Consider the following 20,754-nt stretch of genomic DNA (forward strand, 5'->3'; position numbering starts at 1 on the left):
CCGCGCCTGTCATCCGCATCCCAATCCGCGGTACACGTCATGACCCAAGGTAGGAGCCGTATGCGGTAGCTCCGCACGTACGGATCTGAGCGGGGGGCGCTGGGAAACCAGCGTCCCTACCGCGACCTATCAAAATCGCGCCCGGGCGACTCCAGGGCTTGTGAATTGACGTAGAAAGGCGCGGCGAGAGCGTGGCCACCCCCTCCGAAATTCATACCGATGGCACCCCCGCCGTTATGGCGAACGTATCAATGCACCCGGAATGATGGTCGTGCCGACCACTCTCGCGAGGCGCACATTGCTCCATGCCAGAACGTTGAGCACTCCAGTTCTGACAGCCGCTATACGGAAGCCAGGGGCTCCACCCGGAGCAGCGAAATAGCAATTGGTGAACGCGACATTGGTTGTCGTGCCGGGACTTGCGAAGATGAAAACAGTGCGATCGCCGTTCCAGAAAATGCAGTTGTTGTAAGTTACAGTTCCCGAGAAATTATCAGCCCACTGCATACAATCTGAACTGACAAAGCCAGGCTGAGGCTCGTTATCATTGTAGCACTTGAAGCTACAATTGGTGAAGTTGACCGTCGCGTTGTCTCCCAGGTACGGGTACGCTTGGAATGCGTCAGAGTGATCGCCGACCTTAGCGACACAATTAAAGAAGCACTGGTCCATATTCGTGATGCCGCCGCCGTTCTGGCGGGGACCTTCACGCCAATCGATTCGGCACTGGACAAAGTTGCTTACAAGAGAGCCGCTCGATTGGATCGCAAAGCACGCATCGCCATTCTTGTAATTGGGACTGTCGATCCAATCTTTGTTGGCTTGCGTACCAGACGAGAATGGACCGCCGGGTCCTGGAACATTGCCGGCGAACCTCGCGTCGCTGAGTGACATCGGGATCGTGATTTCAGACGGTGGCGGCGCGGCCGCCGCTGATGGACGAATAACGCAGGGACCCGCAATAATCAGTCCCGAGGCTCTCTTTATAAATTTCCTGCGATCCATGTTTGGCCTTGCCTCCGGCTTGTACGTCATGACGCAGCACGCCCAATCGCCATTTGCGCCCCGCAATCGTACTTCCCCCGACCGAGAGATGGTAGCCGAGCCGCTCGAAGAGTGATTAGCCGTCGCCATGGGCGCCGGCATACGCGCTCAGCGGCCTCGGGAGGCCGCTCAGAGGGCCGTCTGGGGTTGGGCGGAGGGCCGATGCCTCGTCCGTGCCTATGGAGGGTTACGGCGGCCCCGCCCAGTCGTCCCCGACCATCGGCCGGTGCATCAACGGCGGGCTCGGCTGAGCGGAGCGCTCCATTGCTCCGCCGTCCACTCTACGCCGCCGCGTAATCATGTGAGGTTTGTGAAGACGGATAGTCGCCACATTTGCGTCGAGGCAGCCTGTCCCGGAAGCGCTAGGGACGCGGGTCTTGAAGTCCCGGCGTGCGCCGGAATTGAGCTAGGCCTGAGCGGGGGGGAATCGGATAATCTCGCTACGAACGTAACCTGCCGCTACGACTTGGCGCCGACTACGCCTGTATGCCCGCAAAGGGACGAACCGTGACCGAACGCTGCGCTTGCACGGCTATGGGTGGCGAGCTTTTTCATTTGGAAACGGCTGCCAAGCTATCGATATCATTAGAGGCCGTTTTCGACATTTTTTCCAAATGCACCTTGAAATCATTGAATAATCAAACTGATTTTGATTCCGCCATTCGGAGGTTCGATCCCTCCCGCCCCAGCCAGGTCAAAAAACATCAGTAAAATAATGGCTTACCGGTTCGAAATATCCGAAGATCGATTGCGTTGACGAAGTCGAACCTCAGAAACTCGAAAAGCGCTCGCCCTCGCTGTTTAAGTCGGCTGAAACCTCAATCACTGCGTACCCCTTCAGTGCGTGGTTTCACGTCGGGCCGTTGCTCGATGTAGCGCGCGATCTCGCTTCTCATCACCACCACCGAGTGGCCGTGTTTTCCTTGCTCTGAGATCGCCGCGTGCGATCACGCGGTCGAGTTTCGCAAGCGAAAGGATGCGATCGGCTAATCAAATTAGAAGCAGGGCCTTCTCGTTCGTGGCACCACCAGTTTTGATTCCTCAGCCGATAGGAAACTGGACTCAAAAAAGGGGCGGTCGTCCGACCGGTGTCGCGCGAGGGACGCGCGGAAATTGCCTTGGCGGTAGAGCGCTTCATCCCTAAAATCTTGCCACCGCCGCCAGGTGGTTCGGTAATTGAGCTCAGTCACTGCGGAGTAGAAGCTATGTCCAAGCCGGAAAGCTTCCCAATCGACAAGATTTACGTTCCCGTGAAGAGGAAGAAAGCACTCAAGCCTGAGCTCGTTCAAGAAATCGCGGAAAGTATTTTAGAAATCGGACAACAAGTCCCCATTCTCGTTCGGCCCGACGAAGGCCGGTTTGTTCTGGTCGAGGGACTGCATCGGTTCGAAGCCTGCAAGGCTCTTGGCGAAGGAACTGTCATCGGGGTCCTGGTCTCGGCTGAGATCGTGCACCAAAAGACGCTTTTGTCGGACAGCGCCGAAGCAGAAGCAGAGCGCGACAAGATGGCGCGATTGAAAAAACTGCGCCTCGAAAAGGAGGCTGCCGCGCGATTAGCCGCTGCTTCGGAGGCCGCCATAGAGACGCAGTCTGCAGAGCTTTTGCGAAAACCTTCGGAGAAGGGTATCCGGAACGTTCCCAAGGCATCACGAAGCCAATTAGATCGCAAGACTTCAGGATCGACACCAAGAACGTTGTCGGAATGGCTCACGCAACAAAAGAGCAATGGCGGTCGTTATTAACCGCCAGCTCCGCCGCGACCCACCGGCCTCGAGCAAGCTTGGGCTAGTGGCCATCTACGCAATCGTCTTGAGGTAAAGGCTCGGGTCGAAATATTTGTTGGCCGGGGTGAAATCCTTGATGCCGGCGTTCGCCATGAAGAAATCGGTGGATTGCTGCAGCCAGTTCGTAATCGTGTTGTCGGAGTATCGGTACAGCCGATCTCGAAGCATCCAAGCTTCTTGAAATTCCGCTTGGTTCTCCGGTCGCGGAGGTGCGGCGGGTCTTCAACACCGCTAGCGATCGCGTCATTTACCTCGGCGAAGTGACCTATCGCGGCGACTTCATTCGCATCGATATGGATCGATCGAGCAAACGCAAAGCCAAGCGTCGCGTCGGCAGGCTTAGGCGATGACTTTGCCGGGATTCATGAGATTGTGGGGATCGAAGGCTTGCTTCAGGAGCCTCAGCGCGTTCAGCTCTGCTGGTGATTTGTAGCGGAGCATCTCCGATCGACGGAGTTGGCCCACGCCGTGTTCTGCGCTGATCGAACCGCCGAGATCGGCGACGATGTCGTGCACAATCCGGTTGATTTCGCTCCGACGTTCATTGAACTGACTGGAGCTAATGCCCAGCGGCGGCATCGGATTATAATGAATATTGCCGTCGCCGAGATGGCCGAACGCAAAGGGACGGATGCCCGGGATTGCGTCCGCCAGCGCAGCGTCGGCACGCGCGATGAACTCAGGCACCTGCGACACCGGGACCGAGACGTCGTGCTTGATGCCGGCGCCACCCGCTTTCTGTGCTTCGGCCTGGCCTTCGCGAAGGGCCCAGAGACGGCGGCGCTGCGCCTCCGAATCCGCAAGCACGCCGTCGATCACCAGGCCTTTTTCCAGCGCCTCGGACAGCATTTGCTCGATCGGATCACGCAGCGAACCCGGCTCGCCCTGGCCGGCAGCCTCGATGAGCACATACCATGGATGTTCCTCGGCAAAGGGTGAAGTCTGTCCCGGCAATGCCACCAAGACCCACTTCATGCATTCGCGCCGCATCAGCTCAAACGCGCTCAGGCTCTCGCCGACGTGGCTGCGGGCAAGGTGGAGGAGATCAAGTGCCGCCGCCGGCGTCGGGACAGCAACGAAAGCCGTGACGATGTCTCGCGGTCTCGAAAACAGCCGCAGTGTGGCGGCCGTGATGATGCCGAGCGTGCCCTCGGCTCCGATAAAGAGTTGTTTGAGATCATAGCCGGTCGAGTCCTTGCGCAAGCCCCGCAGCCCGCTCCACATGCTGCCGTCGGGAAGTACGACTTCGAGCCCGAGCGTCAGAGCGCGCATGTTGCCGTAGCGCAGGACCTGCGTTCCTGCCGCGTTGGTCGAAAGGTTGCCGCCGATCTGGCAGGATCCTTCGGAGGCGAGGCTGAGCGGAAACAACCGGTCGACATCGGCTGCGTGCGCCTGCACCTCTGCGAGCGTCATCCCAGCCTCGACCGTTATGGTGTCGTTCTGCGCGTCGACCGCGCGTAGGGCGCGCATCCGCTCCAGCGAAATGATCACGCTGCGGGGATCGATTGGCTGAGCACCGCCCGCCAGGCCGGTGTTGCCCCCCTGAGGTACCATCGAAATGCCTGCCTTTCGGCATGCGGTCACAACGGCAGAAACTTGGGCGGTGGAGGAGGGGCGCGCGACATATTGCGCGGGTCCCCGGAACGCGCCGTCGAAAGAAACACAATAGCGCTCGAACTCAGCATTCGGCTCGGCCAGGCCTTGGGGCCCAAGAATTGCGCGCAGTCGGTCGCCAAGGTCGTTCGTCAGCATGTCTCCCGTCGCGATGATGTGCACAACGCCGTCTCCCCTTCAGTCAGGTAAAGTCAAAGGCGCCGCGGTGGCGGCGTGTGAGTTGCGCGAGCGCGTCGAGCGATGGTGCGCCGAGCTGTCCCATCGCGGTCTCCAGCTCTTCCTTCAAGAGTCCGGCGACATAGACTGCGCCTCTTTCCCCGAGTCCGCCGAGCCCGAGCAGGAATGCGCGCCCCGCAAATGTACCGCTGGCGCCGAGCGCGATAGCGCGCGCGACGTCAAGGCCCGATCGTATGCCGCTGTCGAACAGGATGGTGGCTCTGGTCCCGACCCTTGCAGCGATAGCGGGCAGGACGTCGATCGCAGCAGGCGCAGCATCGAACTGGCGACCACCATGATTGGAGACCAGGATGCCATCCACTCCCGCTGCAAGCGCCTGTTCGGCATCCTCGGGATGCATGACACCTTTCACGACCAGCGCGCCTGACCAGGCATCCCGCATCCGCTTGATGACATCCCAGGAAAACGTGCCCTTGATCTGGCTCTGTACAAAGCCGGCGGTGTTCGCCAGCGTCGCCGGCTTTTCGACGTAACGCTCCATGTTGCGAAAGGCCGGCGTACCCGCCGTGGCGAGCGCAAGCAGCCACGGCGGCGACAGAGCCACATCCAGGATGGTTCTTGGCGTGGGACGGAATGGGACCACCAGGCCGTTGCGCAGATCACGAGGACGCTTGGAGCGAACCGGCGCATCCAGCGTCGCCGCCAGCACCCGCACGCCGGCCGCGCCCGCCCGCTTGATCAGATCGAAGGTGACGGCGTGGTCGTCGGCCGGCAGTCCGTAGAGCTGAAACCAGGCATAGGGACCGGCAAGCTCGGCGACATCCTCGATCGTGGCGGTGGCGAGCGTGCCGGCAATGTAGGGAATCCTTGCCTTGCCGGCTGCGCTTGCGAACATCCGCGTGGCGCCGGGCCAGATGATGCCGTCGACTCCCACAGGAGAGATGCCGATCGGCGCCGCGCAACGGACGCCGAACAGCTCAACCTCAGTGCTAACGGGACCAGGCTTGCCGTAGCGGGGGACCAGCTCCACCGCATCGAGCGCCAGTCGATTGCGCCGGGTGTTCAGATCGTCACCCGTTCCGCCGTCGAGAAAATCGAAGGCAAAGCGCGGGATGCGGCGACGGGCGCGGCGCTCGATGTCATCCAGCGTGGGCAAACGCTGACGCAAGCGAGCCTCGGGGCTTGTTCCGCTGCCGGCACCCCAGGCTTGCGTGCGCGGTGAGGAGCGGCGAAGATCGCCGGTCATGAGAAAGCGTCCTTGGTTGCGTGACCCCCGCTTCTCATAGGATGCGTCTCGTCATCACCGCAAATAATTAGAGATGATGACCGCGATAGCTTCTGATGATTGCCGGCAGGATGGCTACCGCGACGTGGTGCGCCGTATAGCCCGGCGCCTTCCGGTATCTCCGGAAGCCGGCTGCACATAGTTGCTTGCCGATGTCGCGGCCTCGAGCAGGTCGTGGCGGATGATGTCCAGCACGGCTCTGGCGGCGGCGGACACCATTCGGCGCGGATGATGAACCCAGGCGATCGATCGGACGATGCGCGGTTCGGCAAAGCGGTGCGCTCTCACCCTGCCGTCCGCAAGCGACTGTTGAAGTGCAATCGTAGGCAGCACGGTCACGAGATTGGTGGTGGCGATCACGTCGCACACCGCGGGTAGCGTGTCGAGCTCCAGCCTCGGCTTCAATTCGATGCCGGCCGTGGTGGCGTGCTCCTCGAGGATCATGCGCAGGCCGTGCCGTTTCGATGGCATGACCAGGTCGAACTCGGCGAGATGCCCGAAACGCAGGTTGGTCGGTGGCTTGATCGGCGCATCCTTTCGGCAGGCGAACACCATCTCTTCGTCCATTACATGGTGCGTGGCGAGCGAAACCCGCCGGCGCGGCACGTTGATCAGCGCAAAGTCGAGTTGCCCGGAATTCACCCAGTCGGTCAAGGTTTCCGTGTATCCCTCGCAGGCCGAAAGCGTGATCTCCGGATAGAGATGCGCAACGGTTGCGGACGAACTCGCCATCGTGCTCTGCGCCACCGAGGTAATCAGTCCGACCGACACCCGGCCGGAAATACGGCCGTTGAGCCGCGCCATTTCCTGCTTGGCATATTCGACGTCGCGCACGATGGGAAACACGAGCCGGGAGAACGCTTCGCCGGCGACCGTCAGCGTCATTCCGTTGATGCTCCGCTCGAACAGCTTTTGGCCAAGCTCGGCCTCAAGTTTGGCGATCTGCATGCTGAGTGCCGGCTGTACGATGTTGAGCTGACGGGCTGCACGGGTCACGTTCCTCTCTTCCGCCAGGCAAAGGAAGTATTGCATCTGCCTGAGTTCCATTGGTTTTTTCCTTCCTGTCCTCGACGACGCGCCGGTGCTGTAGGCTGCCGCTGGGCATCATTTTGGATGATTGAGTTTATCATCAATCATTATTTGTACTGATCTTAGCTTGCCTCTACTGTCCGTTCAAACAGCTTGACGCGCCTGCAGCCCGAAATCGGGGCACCGCACCGTCCAGGCAAACAACATTCATTTCGATGGCCGCGACGCCTGGCGTCACTTGCGTCGCGGCAGCAGGGAGCAGAAGCGAAACGTCATGCAGGATCGGACGCCCTCACGGCTGATTATCGGCATCTCCGGAGCCTCCGGCGTCGTCTACGGCGTGCGCTTGCTGCAATTGCTCCGCAACGCCGGTGTCGAAACGCACCTGGTGATGTCGAAGACGGCGGAGCAGACCTTCGCCTATGAAACCGACCTGAAGATCGCCGAGGTGAAGGTGCTGGCCGATTTCAGCCACGCCATCGACGACATGGCGGCTTCGATCTCCAGTGGCTCGTTCCGCACGGCTGGCATGATCATCGCGCCCTGTTCGATGCGATCAATGTCGGAGATCGCGTCCGGCGTCACCACCACGCTCCTGACCAGGGCCGCCGACGTTGTGCTCAAGGAGCGTCGCCGGCTGGTGTTGATGGTGCGCGAGACGCCGCTGCACACCGGCCATCTGCGTACCATGACCGCGCTTTCAGAGATGGGAGCGATCATCGCGCCGCCGGTGCCGGCGTTCTATGCCAAGCCCGACAGCCTGGACGACATGGTCGAGCATACGGTCGGGCGCGTGCTCGACCTGTTCGACATCGACATCGGCGTGGTGCGCCGCTGGGGCGAGGACGAGGCATTGAAGCGTCGTTCGCCGCGAAAAATTGCTCCCTATGCTTGAAGAAGACCACGGAAAGGATCGCCATATGCGGACCGAGAACCTGGCCAGAGCCGCTGCGGCGGAGGCGCCGAAAGACTTGCGATCATGGCTCGCTCACCTCGCCGAGCGCGGCAAGCTCGCCGTCGCCCGCGAGGGAGTGGGGCTTGCCGATGAGCTCGCTGCCGTTTCGAAAGGGCTGGAGCGTGACCGCGCGGTGTTGTTTCCAAAGCCCGGCGGGCACGACATTCCGGTGGTCTCAAATCTGTTCGCGGCTCGCGACTGGGTCGCCGATTCCATCGGCGTCGGCGAGGAGCAATTGCTGACGCGTTTCCTCGCGGCGGCGCGCAATCCGCTGCCGAGCCGTGAAGTGGCAAGCGGGCCGGTGCAGGAGGTTGTCCACAACGAGGTCGATCTCCTCCGGCAGCTGCCGATCCCGAAACATAATGAGCGCGACAGCGGGCCCTACATCACGGCGGGGCTGTTGATAGCGCGCAATCCGCGCAACGGCATTCAGAACGTCTCGATCCATCGCTGCCAGATCAGCGGTCCGAACCGGATCGGCGTTCTGTTGTTGCCACGGCACACGCTGTCCTATTTCCGCATGGCTGAGGAAGCTGGTGAGGCACTCGAAATCGCCATCGTCATTGGGGTTCATCCGGCCCTGCTCCTGGCGTCGCAGGCGATTGCTGCGCTGGACGAAGACGAGATGGCGATTGCCGGCGCGCTGCTCGGTCACCCCGTCGATGTCGTGAAATGCAAGACCAACTCGGTCCGCGTTCCCACCCATGCGGAGATAGTGATCGAGGGACGAATTCTTCCCCGCGTGCGGGAGCCAGAGGGGCCGTTCGGCGAATTTCCCCAGTACTACGGGCCGCGTGCGGATCGCGAGGTGATCGAGGTCGACATGGTCACTCACCGCGCTCAGCCAATCTACCATACCATCGTCGGCGGTGGTTACGAGCATCTCATTCTCGGCGGCGTACCGCGCGAGGCGACGCTGGTGCAGCATCTGCGGCGCAGTTTCCCGAACGTGCTCGATGTACGTCTCACCCGGGGTGGCACCTGTCGGTATCATCTTGCGGTCAAGATCGACAAGATTGCCGACGGCGAGCCGAAGAACATCATCATGGCTGCCTTCGGCGCTCACTATGACATCAAGCAGGTCATAGTCGTCGACAAGGATGTCGACATTGGTGATTCCGAGGAGATCGAATGGGCGGTCGCCACCCGCTTCCAGGCCGACCGCGATCTCCTGGTCGTGTCCGGCGCGCTCGGCTCCAAGCTCGATCCGACAACCGACAAAGGGATCAGCGCCAAGATGGGGCTCGACGCGACCGTGCCGGTCGATGCGCCCGAGCTCGATTTCAAGCGCATCCATGTCAAGGGCGAAGAAGAGGTCGACCTCGCGACGGTCTTGCAAAAAGATCCGAATGCCGCCTTCTCCCGCGTTCTTGCACGAGCGCGATAGGCAAGGGGCTGATCCGAACACGTTAACAACGCAGCGCGCCCGCAAGAGTGCGGTCGCAGGTAACATTGGGAGGTGATTGATGCTCTCTAGGATGATCCGTGCGAGTTTGGTTTTCAGTGCTGTGGCGGCATCGAGCTTGGTGCCCACGTGGGCGAAAGCGGCCGATGACGTCAAGGTCGCCATCAACAACGTGGTCAGCGATGTTGTCTTTCACCTTGCCGCCGAACGCGGGTTCTTTGCCGAACAGAATCTCAACGTCACCCTGGTCAGCTTCGATTCCGGACCGAAGATGATTGCGCCACTGGGTGCGGGCCAGATCGACGTTGGCGCAGGCGCATCTTCCGCAGGGCTCTACAATGCGGTGGCGCGCGGCATCAATGTGAAGGTCGTAGCCGATAAGGGCTCGACGCCACGCTCTTACGATTACATGCCGCTGCTCGTCCGCAAGGCGCTGGTCGACAACGGCACCGTCAAGACCGTTGCAGACCTGAAAGGAATGAAATTCGGCGAGGTTGGTCCGGGAGCCGCGACCAATGCAAAGCTCAGCCACATCCTTGGTGGTGCAGGGCTGACCTACAAGGACGTTACGCACAACTATATCAACTATCCCCAGCAGATCGCAGCCTTCACCACCGGTGCAATCGACGCGGCGATCACGACGGAGCCGTCGGTCACGCAGGCGATCAATAGCGGCGTCGCCGTGAAGTTCGTGGCGGATGGCTATCCGGATCAGCAGGTTGCCGTGCTGCTCTATGGCGGTGACTTCATCGCCAAGCGTCCGGCCGTCGCCGAGCGGTTCATGGTCGCCTACCTCAAGGCGGCGCGCATCTACAACGATGCCACCGCTGGCGGAAAATTCACGGGCAAGGGCGTCGACCAGGTGATTCAGACCATCATGAAAAGCACCGGCCTGAAGGATCCGGAGCTGTTTAAGAAGATGGTGCCGAACGGGATTGATCCGGATGGCAAGGTTAACGTGAAGAGCATGGCGGACGATCTGAAGTTCTTTGCCGACAACGGCTATCTGGAGCGGCCGGGCAAGGTCGAGGACGTCGTCGACGCCTCGTTTGCTGACAAGGCGGTGCAGAAGCTCGGCTCCTACAAGCCTGCCGAAAACTGACGGCAAAGAAGGATACGTCATGGCTATTGCGAACGTGTTGAATAAGCAGGGGCGACCGGAACTGGTGCCGTCGACGCCGCAACTGTCCCTTTCGGGTGTCAGCAAATATTTCGGATCGTCGGGTTTCGTAGCCCTCGACGGCATCACCATCGATATTCCGCAAGGGCAGTTCTTCGTGATCGTCGGCCCGAGCGGCTGTGGCAAGACCACACTGCTGCGCATCCTTGCCGGGCTCGATACTCAGAGTTCAGGCACCGTCGCCGTCAACAGGACCGATGAGAAACGCCCGGTCAATTCCATGATCTTCCAGGGCGACTCGCTGTTCCCCTGGATGACGGTGTTCGATAATGCCGCCTACGGCCTGCGTATGCGGCGTGTCCCTGAGGCGCAGGTGTCCGACACGGTCCGCACGTGGCTCGAGCGGATCGGCCTGTGGCGGTTTCGCGACCGCTATCCCAACCAGCTATCGGGTGGCATGCGTCAGCGTGTGTCGATCGTGCGAGCCTTCGCGAATGATCCGGAAATCCTGTTCATGGACGAACCGTTCTCGGCGCTGGACGAGCAGAACAAGCTGCTGCTTCATGAGGAATTGCTGCGGATCTGGGAAGCGACCAAGAAGACGGTCGTATTCATCACCCACAGCGTCGACGAAGCAGTCACGCTCGGTGACCGCATCATGATCATGACCGCCAATCCCGGGCGCGCCAAGGCCGTGCTCGATGTGCCGTTTCCGCGTCCGCGGAATGTGCTGGAACTCCGGCAAAAACCTTCCTATGGCGATCTCGTGTTCCATATCTGGGAGCAATTGCGCGAGGAGGTACAGCGCGCGCGTCAAAACGCGGAAGGAGAGAAGGCATGAGCGCCGAGGTCAAAGGCCGTGACAGGGTAGTCGGTGTCCTCACGCCCATCGTGCTGTTGGGCCTCTGGGAGCTCGCGGCCCGATTTGGGCTTCTCGATGCGCGCTTCTTTCCGCCGCCATCGGCCATCGTTCATCAGTTTGCCGCGTTGGTCGCTTCCGGCGAGCTTGGCGCCAATGTCCTCGCAAGTCTCAAACGCCTCGCGCTCGGCATGCTGCTCGGCGGCGTGCCCGCGTTGTTCCTTGGTCTTGCCATGGGCATATCGCGGCCGCTGCGTGCAGCGATCGATCCCTTGATCTCGGCCACCTATCCGATCCCGAAGAGCGCCATCCTCCCGCTGGTGCTCTTGATCTTCGGTCTCGGCGAAATGTCGAAGGTGGTCATGGTCGCGCTGGGTGCGTTCTACCCGATCATCATCAATACGGTGGTCGGCGTCGCCAACATCGACAAGATCTATCTCGATGTCGGGCATAATTACCGGGCCAACCGGTGGCAGGTGTTTCGGACCATCGCCTTGCCCGGAGCGTTGCCTTCGATCATGGCCGGTGTCAAACTGGCGGTCGGCATGGGGCTGATCCTGATCGCGATTTCCGAGATGGTCGCCGCCAATGACGGCGTCGGCTACATGATCTGGAATGCCTGGCAGGTGCTGACGGTCGATACGATGTATGTCGGGCTTCTCGTGATCGCGGTGCTCGGATTCCTGTTCTCGATCGTGCTCGATGAGATCGAACATCGTCTCATTCCCTGGAAACGAAGGGCATGATCGATGGCCAGCTTTCTGTCATCAAGCAATCGTCGGGTGAGCAACGATCGATGTTGACGACCTCAGGCCCGCGCAGCGGTGGCGAAATCCTCATCGATACGCTGAAGATCCACGGCGTCGACACGGTATTCTGCCTGCCGGGGGAAAGCTTTCTGGCCGCAATCGATGCGCTGGCCGGTGACGGCAACGCGATCCGGACCGTCGTGACGCGTCATGAGGCTGGCGCGGCTCACATGGCCGAGGCCTATGGAAAGCTGACCGGGCAGCCCGGTATCTGCTTCGTGACACGAGGGCCCGGCGCAAGCCACGCCGCGATCGGCGTGCATACGGCTTCGCAGGATTCGACGCCGATGATCCTGTTCATCGGGCAGGTTGCCCGCGGCATGCTGGGACGCGAAGCGTGGCAGGAAGTCGATTTCCGCCAGATGTTCGGCGGCATGGCGAAGTGGGTCGTGGAGATCGACCGCGCCGAGCGCATTCCGGAATTGGTCAGCCGCGCTTTTCATGTCGCGGTCTCGGGACGCCCGGGTCCGGTCGTGGTCTCGCTGCCGGAGGATATGCTGGCCGAGGAGGTCGTGGCTGCGGATGCCAGGCCGTATCGGCGATCTGCGGCGCATCCGAGTGCTGATCAGCTCTCGCGGCTCGTCGAGATGGTAGCGGATGCGGAGCGGCCGCTTGTTATTGTCGGCGGCGGCGGGTGGAACGCGCGAGCCTGCGAGGACCTCAAGACCTTCATCGAGCTGTTCGATCTGCCCGTTGTCGCGGGCTTCCGGCGGCAGGATATCTTGGATAACCGCCATCCAAACTACACCGGCCACGCCGGGCTTGGACCGAGTGCAGCATTGGTCCGGCGCATTCGCAGTGCTGATCTCATCATCGCGATCGGCGGACGGCTCGGCGAGACGACGACGTCCGGATACACCTTGTTCGAAGTGCCCCGGCCGTCGCAGCGCTTCGTTCACGTGCATGCCGATCCGAACGAGCTCGGCCGTGTCTATCAAGCCGATCTCCTGGTCAACGCTGGCATGCCGGAGTTTGCCGCGGCCGTCGCGCGACTGCAGCCGTCCGACGGATCGCAGGCAACCAGGAGCCTGCAACGGAAGGCCTGGGTTGCGGCAGGCCGTGCCGAATTCGTCTCCGACCAGACGCTGGGATCAATGCCGGGCCCGGTTGATCTGGGCGCAGTGATGCTGCATTTGCGCGAGGTGCTCCCCGCGGATGCGATCATCTCGAATGGTGCCGGCAACTATGCCATCTGGGTGCACAAATTTCACCGTTATGGCGGCTTCAGGACCCAGCTTGCGCCGACCTCTGGATCGATGGGTTATGGCCTGCCGGCGGCAATCGCCGCCAAGCTGGCGCATCCCGAGCGCACTGCTGTCTGCTTTGCGGGCGACGGCTGCTTTCTGATGAGCGCGAACGAGCTCGCCACGGCGGCGCGACACGGCCTCGGCGTCATCGCGATCATCATCAACAACAGCATGTACGGCTCGATCCGCATGCACCAGGAGAAGGAATATCCCGGACGGGTACATGCGACGGCGCTGGACAATCCGGATTTCGCAGCGCTCGCGCGGGCTTTTGGCGGCTATGGTGAACTTGTGCTGGAAACCGATGCCTTTGCCGCAGCGTTTGCGCGGGCCCGGGCCTTCGCCGATGAAAAAAGCAAACCCGCGATACTGGAGCTCAGGATCGATCCGGAAGCGATTACGCCCACTGCAACGCTGACGCAATTACGCGAGCGTGCGCTCGCTGCGCGCGATGTTGCTCCGCAACGATGATGGCGTGCCGTGGCTGCTCTCGGATTGACAGATCATTCGACTTGTGCTGACGGGAAAGGAAGCAACAACGACGTCTGAAGGGAGGCCTTGATGTCGACAGCTCTGCGCATCGCTCATGGCGCCTTCGGCAGGGTCGCGCTGCTGGATATGGATCGTTCCCTGGTGCGCCATGCGCATCCGCATTGCCATGTCCTGCTGAAGGTCGAAGGCGCCGATACACAGTTCCTGGTGGGAGATAGGGTCTATCCGCTGACTGACACATGCGCCGTGCTCGTCGACGGCTGGAAGCCGCACGCCTATGTTCACGATCCCGCGCGGCCGCGGACCCTCATTCTGGCGCTTTATATTGAACCTGAATGGTTGAAGGAGTTCCGGCCCGGATGGGCCGCGAGCGGCGCGCCGGGTTTCTTCGATCAGCCGTCCGGGGAGGTCTCGCCGCGGATCCGGCAACTCACGATGCATCTTGCCACCGACATGATGTCGCATCCGGACTGCGTCCGTGCCCATGAGCAGACCCTCTCGGACCTGATGATCGCGGTGATCGAACGCTTCACACCGTGGCGGAGCTTTCCCAATTCCATCCGCGGCATGAACGCGATGTCGTGCGACTGGCGGATCCGGCGCGCGACGGAAGTGATTCGCGCGCAGGAGGGAGCCCACGCCAATGTCGATCAGTTCGCGAAGGGCGCAGGGCTGTCGCGGGCGCAGTTCTTCCGCCTGTTTGAATCCTCGCTCGGGGTTTCGCCCAAGATCTATCTGAACGTCGTGCGGATGGAGCGGGCGCTTGATGCCGTGATCCACCAGGATACGTCGGTCACTGATCTCAGTGAGCGCTTCGGCTTTCCGGAGCCGGCGCATTTCACCCGCTTCTTCCGCGATCACGCCGGAGTCGGCCCGCGCGAATTTCGCAACGTCTCGCGGCTTGCAAGTTGATATTGCGGCGCACACTCCGAAATGAGACGATTTGGTAGGTCGTGAGATCGGGCGGTATGGCCCGCATGGCTGACATTCTGACAACTGCTCCACGTCGCGTCAGAGAGCGCGATGGAGAGGAGCGTCGGAATGGCGGAGGCCGCGGTTCAGTCCGCATCATCGGTTGATCAGAATACGGCTAAAGACCGGCCTTGGGTCGGCCGTTCGATCGAACGCGTCGAGGATGCCGCGCTGCTCACCGGGCGCGGGCGCTTCATCGACGATCTCGGCACTCCACCGGGGACGCTGCATGCTGCCATCCTGCGCTCCCCACATGCCCATGCCGATATTGTCTCTGTTGACGCTGAGGCGGCGCGGCATGCGCCGGGCGTCGCCGCTGTCCTCACCGGCGAGCAGGTCAAGGCGCTGACGTCGAGCCTCGTCGTTGGCGTGAAGGCGCCGGTGGAATGCTGGCCGATTGCGACCGAGCGGGTTCGCTATGTCGGCGAGCCCGTCGCTGTGGTCGTCGCGAGCGATCGCGCCCGGGCAGAAGATGCGATCGAACTGATCAACGTCGAGTACCGGCCGCGCGCTGCGGTGGTCGATCCGTTGGCGGCGCTCGCTGCCGATGCGCCTGTCCTGCACGATGGTTTTCCCGGCAATCTCGCCAGCGACCGCAGTTTTTCCTATGGCAATCCCGAGCAGGCATTTGCCGAAGCAACGCATCGCTTTTCAATCGACATCCGCTATCCGCGCAATTCCTGCACGCCGATCGAAACCTATGGCGTCGTCGCCACCTACGATGCGGCTGAGAATGCCTATGACATCCTCGCCAATTTCCAGGGTCCTTTCAGCATTCATACCGTGATCTCGCGTGCGCTGAAGGTGCCGGGCAATCGGGTGCGGCTGCGCACGCCACCGGATTCCGGCGGCAGCTTTGGCGTCAAGCAGGGCGTCTTTCCCTATATCGTTTTGATCAGCGCGGCCTCTCGCGCTGTCGGGCGCCCCGTGAAGTGGATCGAAGACCGCCTTGAGCACCTGACGGCCTCGGTCTCGGCGACCAACCGCGCCACGACGCTTTCAGCCGCGGTCACCGCGGACGGCAGGATCCTCGCGCTCGATTGGGACCAGGTCGAGGATTGCGGCGCCCACCTGCGCGCACCCGAACCCGCAACGCTCTACCGCATGCATGGCAATCTCACTGGCGCCTACGACATCCGCCACGTGAAGGTGCGCAACCGCGTCGTTGTCACCAACAAGACGCCGACCGGCCTCAACCGCGGCTTTGGCGGACCGCAAGTCTATTTCGCGCTCGAGCGCCTGGTGCAGCGGATTGCGATCGGCCTCCGTCTTGATCCGCTCGACGTGATCCGGCGCAATCTCGTTCCGGCGAACGCCTTTCCTTATCGCACGGCGACCGGTGCGCTGCTGGACTCCGGAAACTATCAGGAGGCGATCGCCAGAGCTGTCGAGCAGGGCCAACTCGCGGAACTCAAGGCGCGACGCGATGAGGCGCGCGCGCAAGGCCGCCTTTATGGCATCGGCTTTACGGCTGTCGTTGAGCCCAGCGTCTCCAACATGGGCTATATCACGACGGTGCTTACGGCGGCGGAACGTCGCAAGGCCGGACCGAAGAATGGCGCGCAGGCAACCGCAACGGTTGCGCTTGATCCCGTCGGGGGTGTCACGGTCCATGTCGCATCCGTGCCACAAGGGCAGGGTCATCGCACGGTGCTGTCGCAGGTGGTGGCCGATGTGTTCGGCCTCAAGCCGCAGGATGTTCGCGTCAATACGGAGATCGATACCGCCAAGGATGCCTGGTCGATCGCCTCCGGAAACTATGCGAGCCGGTTTGCGGCCGCCGTAGCCGGGACCGCGAAGTTGGCGGCTGAGCGGATCGCGGTCCGTCTTGCGCGCATCGCTGCGAGCCAGCTGAATGTTGAGCCTGCAGATATCATGTTCGCCGGCGGCTTCGTCGCGTCGAAGCGCAATCCGGAGAACCGCATCGCTTTTTCCAGAGTCGCGGCGCTCTGTCATTGGTCGCCGGGTTCATTGCCTGATGATGCCGGCCAGACCATTCGCGAAACCGTGTTCTGGACGCCGCCGGAGCTGACCCCGCCGGACGATCAGGATCGCATCAATTCCTCGCTCTGCCACGGCTTCATCTTCGATTTTTGCGGCGTCGAGATCGACCGCACGACGTTTGAGACCCGTATCGATCGCTACGTGACCATGCACGATTGCGGCACCATCCTGCATCCGGGCATGGTGAACGGGCAGATCCGCGGCGGCTTTACGCAAGCGCTCGGGGCGGCGCTCTATGAAGAATATGCTTATGCGGCGGACGGCAGCTTTCTGACCGGAACGTTTGCGGACTATTTGCTGCCGACGACGACCGAAGTCCCCGAGCCGCAGATCATCCATATCGAGACACCGTCGCCCTTCACCCCGCTCGGGGCAAAGGGCGTCGGCGAAGGCAACTGCATGTCGACGCCGGCGTGCATCGCCAATGCCGTTGCCGACGCGCTGGGCCTTGCCGACGTCACGCTGCCGCTGGTGCCGGCGAAGCTCGCCGATTTGGTGCGTGGTCCGGAGCCCCAACCGCCGACGGGACAATCGAAGGCGGCGCCTGCACGCGAAGCAGACCGCCGGCTGCGCGGCGAGGGCCGTGCGTCCGTCAACGGGGCGCCGGAGCAGGTGTGGACGATGCTGCTCGATCCCCAGACGCTGCAGGCTGTGATCCCCGGATGCGAGCAGGTCCACAAGGTTTCCGACACGCATTTCCGCGCCCACGTGACGCTCGGCATCGGTCCTGTCAGCGGACGTTATCGTGCTGACGTCCAATTGTTTGATCTCGACCCGCCCCGCGCAGTCACGCTGCGCGGAAAAGCGGAGGGGGCACTCGGTTTCGGAAACGCCGAAGGTCGCATCACGCTCGAGCCCGACGGCAAAGGCGGCACACAGCTCAGCTACAGCTATGACGCAGCGATCGGCGGCAAGGTCGCGAGCATCGGCGGCCGCCTGCTCGACGGCGCCACGCGCGTGATCATCGGACAGTTCTTTGCGGCACTTGCGCGCCAGGCCGGCGGTGGGGCGCCGGCGGGCGGCACCTCGATGTTTGCGCTGCTCGCCAAGCTCGCAAGCCTGTTTGGAGGGCGACGATGAAACCAGCCGCCTTCGACTATGTCCGCGCCGAATCCGTCAACGAAGTCCTCGAGGGACTTTCGAAAGAGGGCGGCAATGCCCGCGTGCTCGCCGGCGGCCAATCGCTGATGGCAATGCTCAATATGCGCCTCGCCAAGCCGAGACTCCTGATCGACATCATGCGGCTGAAGGAGCTCAACCGCATCGAGGAGCAAGCGGGAGTGGTGACGATCGGCGCCGGCGTGCGCCAGGCCGCCTTGCTCGCATGGCCGGAACTGGCGCGGACTCAGCCGCTTCTTGCGCGGGCGTTGCCCTGGGTCGGCCATGTCCAGACGCGCAGCCGCGGCACCATCTGCGGCTCGATCGCACATGCCGACCCGAGCGCCGAGATGCCGCTCGCGCTGATCGCCCTCGGCGGCGAGGTGCATCTGCGCAATGCGCGACGGCGCCGACGGGTTGCAGCGACCGAGTTCTTTCTTGGCATGATGGCCACTGCGCGGGCGGAAGACGAACTCATTGAAGCCGTATCGTTTCCCGCTCGGGCCGGCGAGCGATGCGCGTTCCGCGAAGTCGCCCGCCGTCACGGTGATTTCGCCATCGTGGCCTGCGCGGCGGTTGCGACCTCGAAAGGTGTCCGCTTTGCCGTTGGCGGCGTCGCCGATGTTCCGCAGGCGCGGGACTGGCCGCGCCTGGACGGAAGTGCGCTCGACGACGCGCTGAACGGCTTTGCCTATGAGCTCGACGCGCGCGATGACGTGCACGCGACCGCGCGCTATCGCCGCGATCTGGTGCGGATCATCGGCCGCGATCTGGTGCGCGAGGTGCTGCAATGACCCGTCTCAGCGCCGATGGCCGTCATCCGGTTCGCTTCAAGCTGAACGGCAGGCCGGTTGAAGCCGAAGCCGAGCCGCGCACGCTGCTGTCCGACTTCCTGCGCCAGCAGATTGGCGCAACCGGAACCCATGTCGGCTGCGAGCATGGGGTTTGCGGTGCCTGCACGGTCATTATCGACGGCATGCTCACGCGTTCCTGCCTGACGCTGGCGGCACAGGCCGATGGTTGCGAGGTCCAAACCGTCGAGGGGCTTGCCCCGTCGCCCGACCGGCTCGGCATCCTGCAACAAGCGTTCCGCCGCAACCACGCCTTGCAATGCGGCTTCTGCACCGCCGGCATCCTGATGTCGCTCGACCATTACCTGCGCCGGCATCCGGGGCCAAGCGAAGCCGATATCCGCGATCTCCTGAGCGGCCATCTCTGCCGCTGCACCGGCTACACCCCGATCGTAAAGGCGGCGCTGGAAGCGGCCGCCGAGTTCGCCACCACCACCCAAGAGAAGTCAGATGCTTGATCTCGGCAGCAGTTTCATTGCAAGCGTCGCGCGTGATCCGGATGCGCTTGCGATCGTCGACGGCGAGCTTCGCCTTACCTATCGGCAGTGGTACGGCAAGATCTCGGCGCTCGTAGCATCGTTCGATCGCATCGGGCTGAAGCCCGGCGATCACGTCGTCACCGTGCTGCAGAACCGCTGGGAGGCTGCGACCCTGCACTGGGCTTGCCAGTTTGCAGGGCTCGTCATCACGCCGATCAACTGGCGTGCCAAGGCCGACGACCTCGATTTCTGCATCGAGAATGCGGAGGCCTGCGCGGTCTTCTATCAGGATGTCTCCGCCGACGCCGTGAGAAATTCCACGCGCGCGGCCGGCTTGCAACGCATTGCGGTCGGTATGAATGCCGACGGAGATCTGGCTTTCGCGGACATGGTGGAAGGCGACGCTCCTGATGCCCAGCCTCGGGTCGGCGCCGATGCATGGTCGATCATGCTCTACACGTCGGGCACGACATCGAGACCAAAGGGCGTGCCGCGCCATCATCGTGCCGAGCGCGCGGCGGCAATCGCGCATGTCGCGCAAAACCTCTATGGCCGCAACGAGCGTACGCTCGGCGTGATGCCGCTCTATCACACCATGGGTGTGCGCTCCTTGCTCGCGATGTCGCTGATCGGCGGCACCTTCATTTGCCTGCCGCGCTATGACAGCCGCCAGGCGCTGGCTCTTATCGAGAGCGAGAAGATCAGCAATCTTTATCTGGTGCCAACGCTCTACCACGATCTCGTTCACCACGAGGCGTTCTCGGCGACCGACGTATCGAGCGTGCGAAAGCTCGGATTTGCCGGCGCCTCGATGACGGATGGATTGCTCAAGAAGTTGAGCGAAGTGTTCAAGCCGGACCTGTTCGTCAATCATTACGGCAGCTCCGAGATCTACACCTTCACGATCGATCAGAACGCGCCGGCCAAGCCCGGCTCGGCCGGCAAGGCCGGCATCAACCAGCACATCAGGGTGGTACGGATCAACGCTCGTTCGATTGCCGAACTTGCCGCACCGGGCGAAGAGGGCGAGATCATCGCCTCGCTCGCCGGCGACGAAGCATTCGAAGGCTACTGGCGGCGGCCCGAGGCCGATGCCAAGGCGTTGCGCGAGGGCTGGTATTTTACCGGAGATACCGGGTTCATCGATTCCGACGGCGACCTGTTCGTGACCGGCCGCGTCGATGACATGATCATCACCGGCGGCGAGAATGTGTCGCCGGTGGAAATCGAAAGCTGCCTCTCGCTGCATCCCGCTGTCTCTGAAGTGGCAGTCGTCGGTCTCGCCGACGAGAAATGGGGCAAGATCGTCGCCGCCTTCGTCAAGCGCAACCGATCGGTCTCCGAGGCGGAGCTCGAGCAGTTCTGCCGTACCTCCGGTCTTGCCAATTTCAAGCGCCCGCGACGCTACGTCTTTGTCGATGCCATTCCAAAATCGCCGGTCGGTAAACTTCTCCGGCGTCTGCTCGTCGCAGGAGAATACGAAGCCGAGCGCCTGCCGCCCTCGGATGCCGCCTGATCACACGACACCAA

18 protein-coding genes are annotated in these 20,754 nt (G+C 62.2%); 13 read left to right on the plus strand and 5 right to left on the minus strand.

The window, feature by feature from the left end:
* Positions 1-234 precede the first annotated feature (234 nt).
* Positions 235-1,035, minus strand: a complete 801-nt coding sequence (locus tag ACZIRK_RS34290; RefSeq protein ID WP_474418950.1) for a hypothetical protein — start codon at positions 1,033-1,035, stop codon at positions 235-237.
* A 1,214-nt stretch (positions 1,036-2,249) separates the two neighbouring features.
* On the opposite strand from ACZIRK_RS34290, the gene ACZIRK_RS34295 reads away from it, so the two are divergent.
* The gene (locus ACZIRK_RS34295) at positions 2,250-2,786 is read left to right on the plus strand and encodes a ParB N-terminal domain-containing protein (protein ID WP_474418951.1); all 537 of its coding nucleotides are present in this window, start codon (positions 2,250-2,252) and stop codon (positions 2,784-2,786) included.
* Between the two features lie 54 nt (positions 2,787-2,840).
* Here ACZIRK_RS34295 and ACZIRK_RS34300 read toward each other — a convergent pair whose 3' ends face one another.
* Positions 2,841-2,996, minus strand: coding sequence for a hypothetical protein (locus tag ACZIRK_RS34300; protein WP_245474622.1), 156 nt, complete (start codon positions 2,994-2,996; stop codon positions 2,841-2,843).
* 14 nt (positions 2,997-3,010) lie between these two features.
* Here ACZIRK_RS34300 and ACZIRK_RS34305 point away from each other — a divergent pair, with 14 nt between their 5' ends.
* Entirely contained in the window at positions 3,011-3,178 is a 168-nt protein-coding gene (locus ACZIRK_RS34305; RefSeq protein WP_474418987.1) for a hypothetical protein, read from the plus strand.
* Here the strand turns inward: ACZIRK_RS34305 and ACZIRK_RS34310 are convergent.
* The 3 genes from ACZIRK_RS34310 to ACZIRK_RS34320 all read right to left on the minus strand — a co-directional run bounded on the left by ACZIRK_RS34310 (position 3,168) and on the right by ACZIRK_RS34320 (position 6,951).
* A complete protein-coding gene (locus ACZIRK_RS34310) occupies positions 3,168-4,580 on the minus strand; it encodes an FAD-binding oxidoreductase (protein ID WP_474418988.1) in 1,413 nt (470 codons plus the stop codon). The genes ACZIRK_RS34305 and ACZIRK_RS34310 overlap by 11 nt on opposite strands.
* Before the next feature lie 43 nt (positions 4,581-4,623).
* A complete protein-coding gene (locus ACZIRK_RS34315; protein WP_474418952.1) occupies positions 4,624-5,865 on the minus strand; it encodes an alpha-hydroxy acid oxidase in 1,242 nt (413 codons plus the stop codon).
* Between the two features lie 114 nt (positions 5,866-5,979).
* Complete coding sequence (locus ACZIRK_RS34320) at positions 5,980-6,951, minus strand: LysR family transcriptional regulator (protein ID WP_474418953.1); 972 nt, start codon at positions 6,949-6,951, stop codon at positions 5,980-5,982.
* Positions 6,952-7,207: 256 nt separating this feature from the next.
* Between ACZIRK_RS34320 and ACZIRK_RS34325 the strand changes: the two genes are divergently transcribed.
* The 11 genes from ACZIRK_RS34325 to ACZIRK_RS34375 all read left to right on the plus strand — a co-directional run bounded on the left by ACZIRK_RS34325 (position 7,208) and on the right by ACZIRK_RS34375 (position 20,740).
* Entirely contained in the window at positions 7,208-7,828 is a 621-nt protein-coding gene (locus ACZIRK_RS34325; protein ID WP_028165748.1) for a UbiX family flavin prenyltransferase, read from the plus strand.
* A gap of 25 nt (positions 7,829-7,853) precedes the next feature.
* Positions 7,854-9,275, plus strand: coding sequence for a UbiD family decarboxylase (locus ACZIRK_RS34330; RefSeq protein WP_474418954.1), 1,422 nt, complete (start codon positions 7,854-7,856; stop codon positions 9,273-9,275).
* Between the two features lie 79 nt (positions 9,276-9,354).
* Positions 9,355-10,395, plus strand: coding sequence for an ABC transporter substrate-binding protein (locus ACZIRK_RS34335; RefSeq protein ID WP_080663838.1), 1,041 nt, complete (start codon positions 9,355-9,357; stop codon positions 10,393-10,395).
* 19 nt (positions 10,396-10,414) lie between these two features.
* Positions 10,415-11,254 carry an ABC transporter ATP-binding protein gene (locus ACZIRK_RS34340; protein ID WP_028165745.1) on the plus strand — a complete coding sequence of 280 codons (840 nt, stop codon included), beginning with the start codon at positions 10,415-10,417 and terminating at the stop codon, positions 11,252-11,254.
* Complete coding sequence (locus ACZIRK_RS34345; protein WP_028165744.1) at positions 11,251-12,018, plus strand: ABC transporter permease; 768 nt, start codon at positions 11,251-11,253, stop codon at positions 12,016-12,018. The genes ACZIRK_RS34340 and ACZIRK_RS34345 overlap by 4 nt, the downstream gene beginning before the upstream one ends.
* Positions 12,019-12,068: 50 nt before the next feature.
* Positions 12,069-13,799, plus strand: a complete 1,731-nt coding sequence (locus ACZIRK_RS34350) for a thiamine pyrophosphate-binding protein (RefSeq protein ID WP_474418989.1) — start codon at positions 12,069-12,071, stop codon at positions 13,797-13,799.
* A 90-nt stretch (positions 13,800-13,889) separates the two neighbouring features.
* A complete protein-coding gene (locus tag ACZIRK_RS34355; RefSeq protein ID WP_028165742.1) occupies positions 13,890-14,732 on the plus strand; it encodes an AraC family transcriptional regulator in 843 nt (280 codons plus the stop codon).
* A gap of 129 nt (positions 14,733-14,861) precedes the next feature.
* A complete protein-coding gene (locus tag ACZIRK_RS34360; protein WP_474418955.1) occupies positions 14,862-17,876 on the plus strand; it encodes a xanthine dehydrogenase family protein molybdopterin-binding subunit in 3,015 nt (1,004 codons plus the stop codon).
* Complete coding sequence (locus tag ACZIRK_RS34365) at positions 17,873-18,688, plus strand: FAD binding domain-containing protein (RefSeq protein ID WP_474418956.1); 816 nt, start codon at positions 17,873-17,875, stop codon at positions 18,686-18,688. Before ACZIRK_RS34360 ends, ACZIRK_RS34365 begins: the two co-directional genes overlap by 4 nt.
* Positions 18,685-19,203 carry a (2Fe-2S)-binding protein gene (locus ACZIRK_RS34370; protein WP_474418957.1) on the plus strand — a complete coding sequence of 173 codons (519 nt, stop codon included), beginning with the start codon at positions 18,685-18,687 and terminating at the stop codon, positions 19,201-19,203. Before ACZIRK_RS34365 ends, ACZIRK_RS34370 begins: the two co-directional genes overlap by 4 nt.
* A complete protein-coding gene (locus ACZIRK_RS34375) occupies positions 19,196-20,740 on the plus strand; it encodes an AMP-binding protein (RefSeq protein ID WP_474418958.1) in 1,545 nt (514 codons plus the stop codon). The genes ACZIRK_RS34370 and ACZIRK_RS34375 overlap by 8 nt, the downstream gene beginning before the upstream one ends.
* Positions 20,741-20,754: the final 14 nt, after the last annotated feature.

It is taken from the genome of Bradyrhizobium sp. Leo114, from assembly GCF_055229415.2.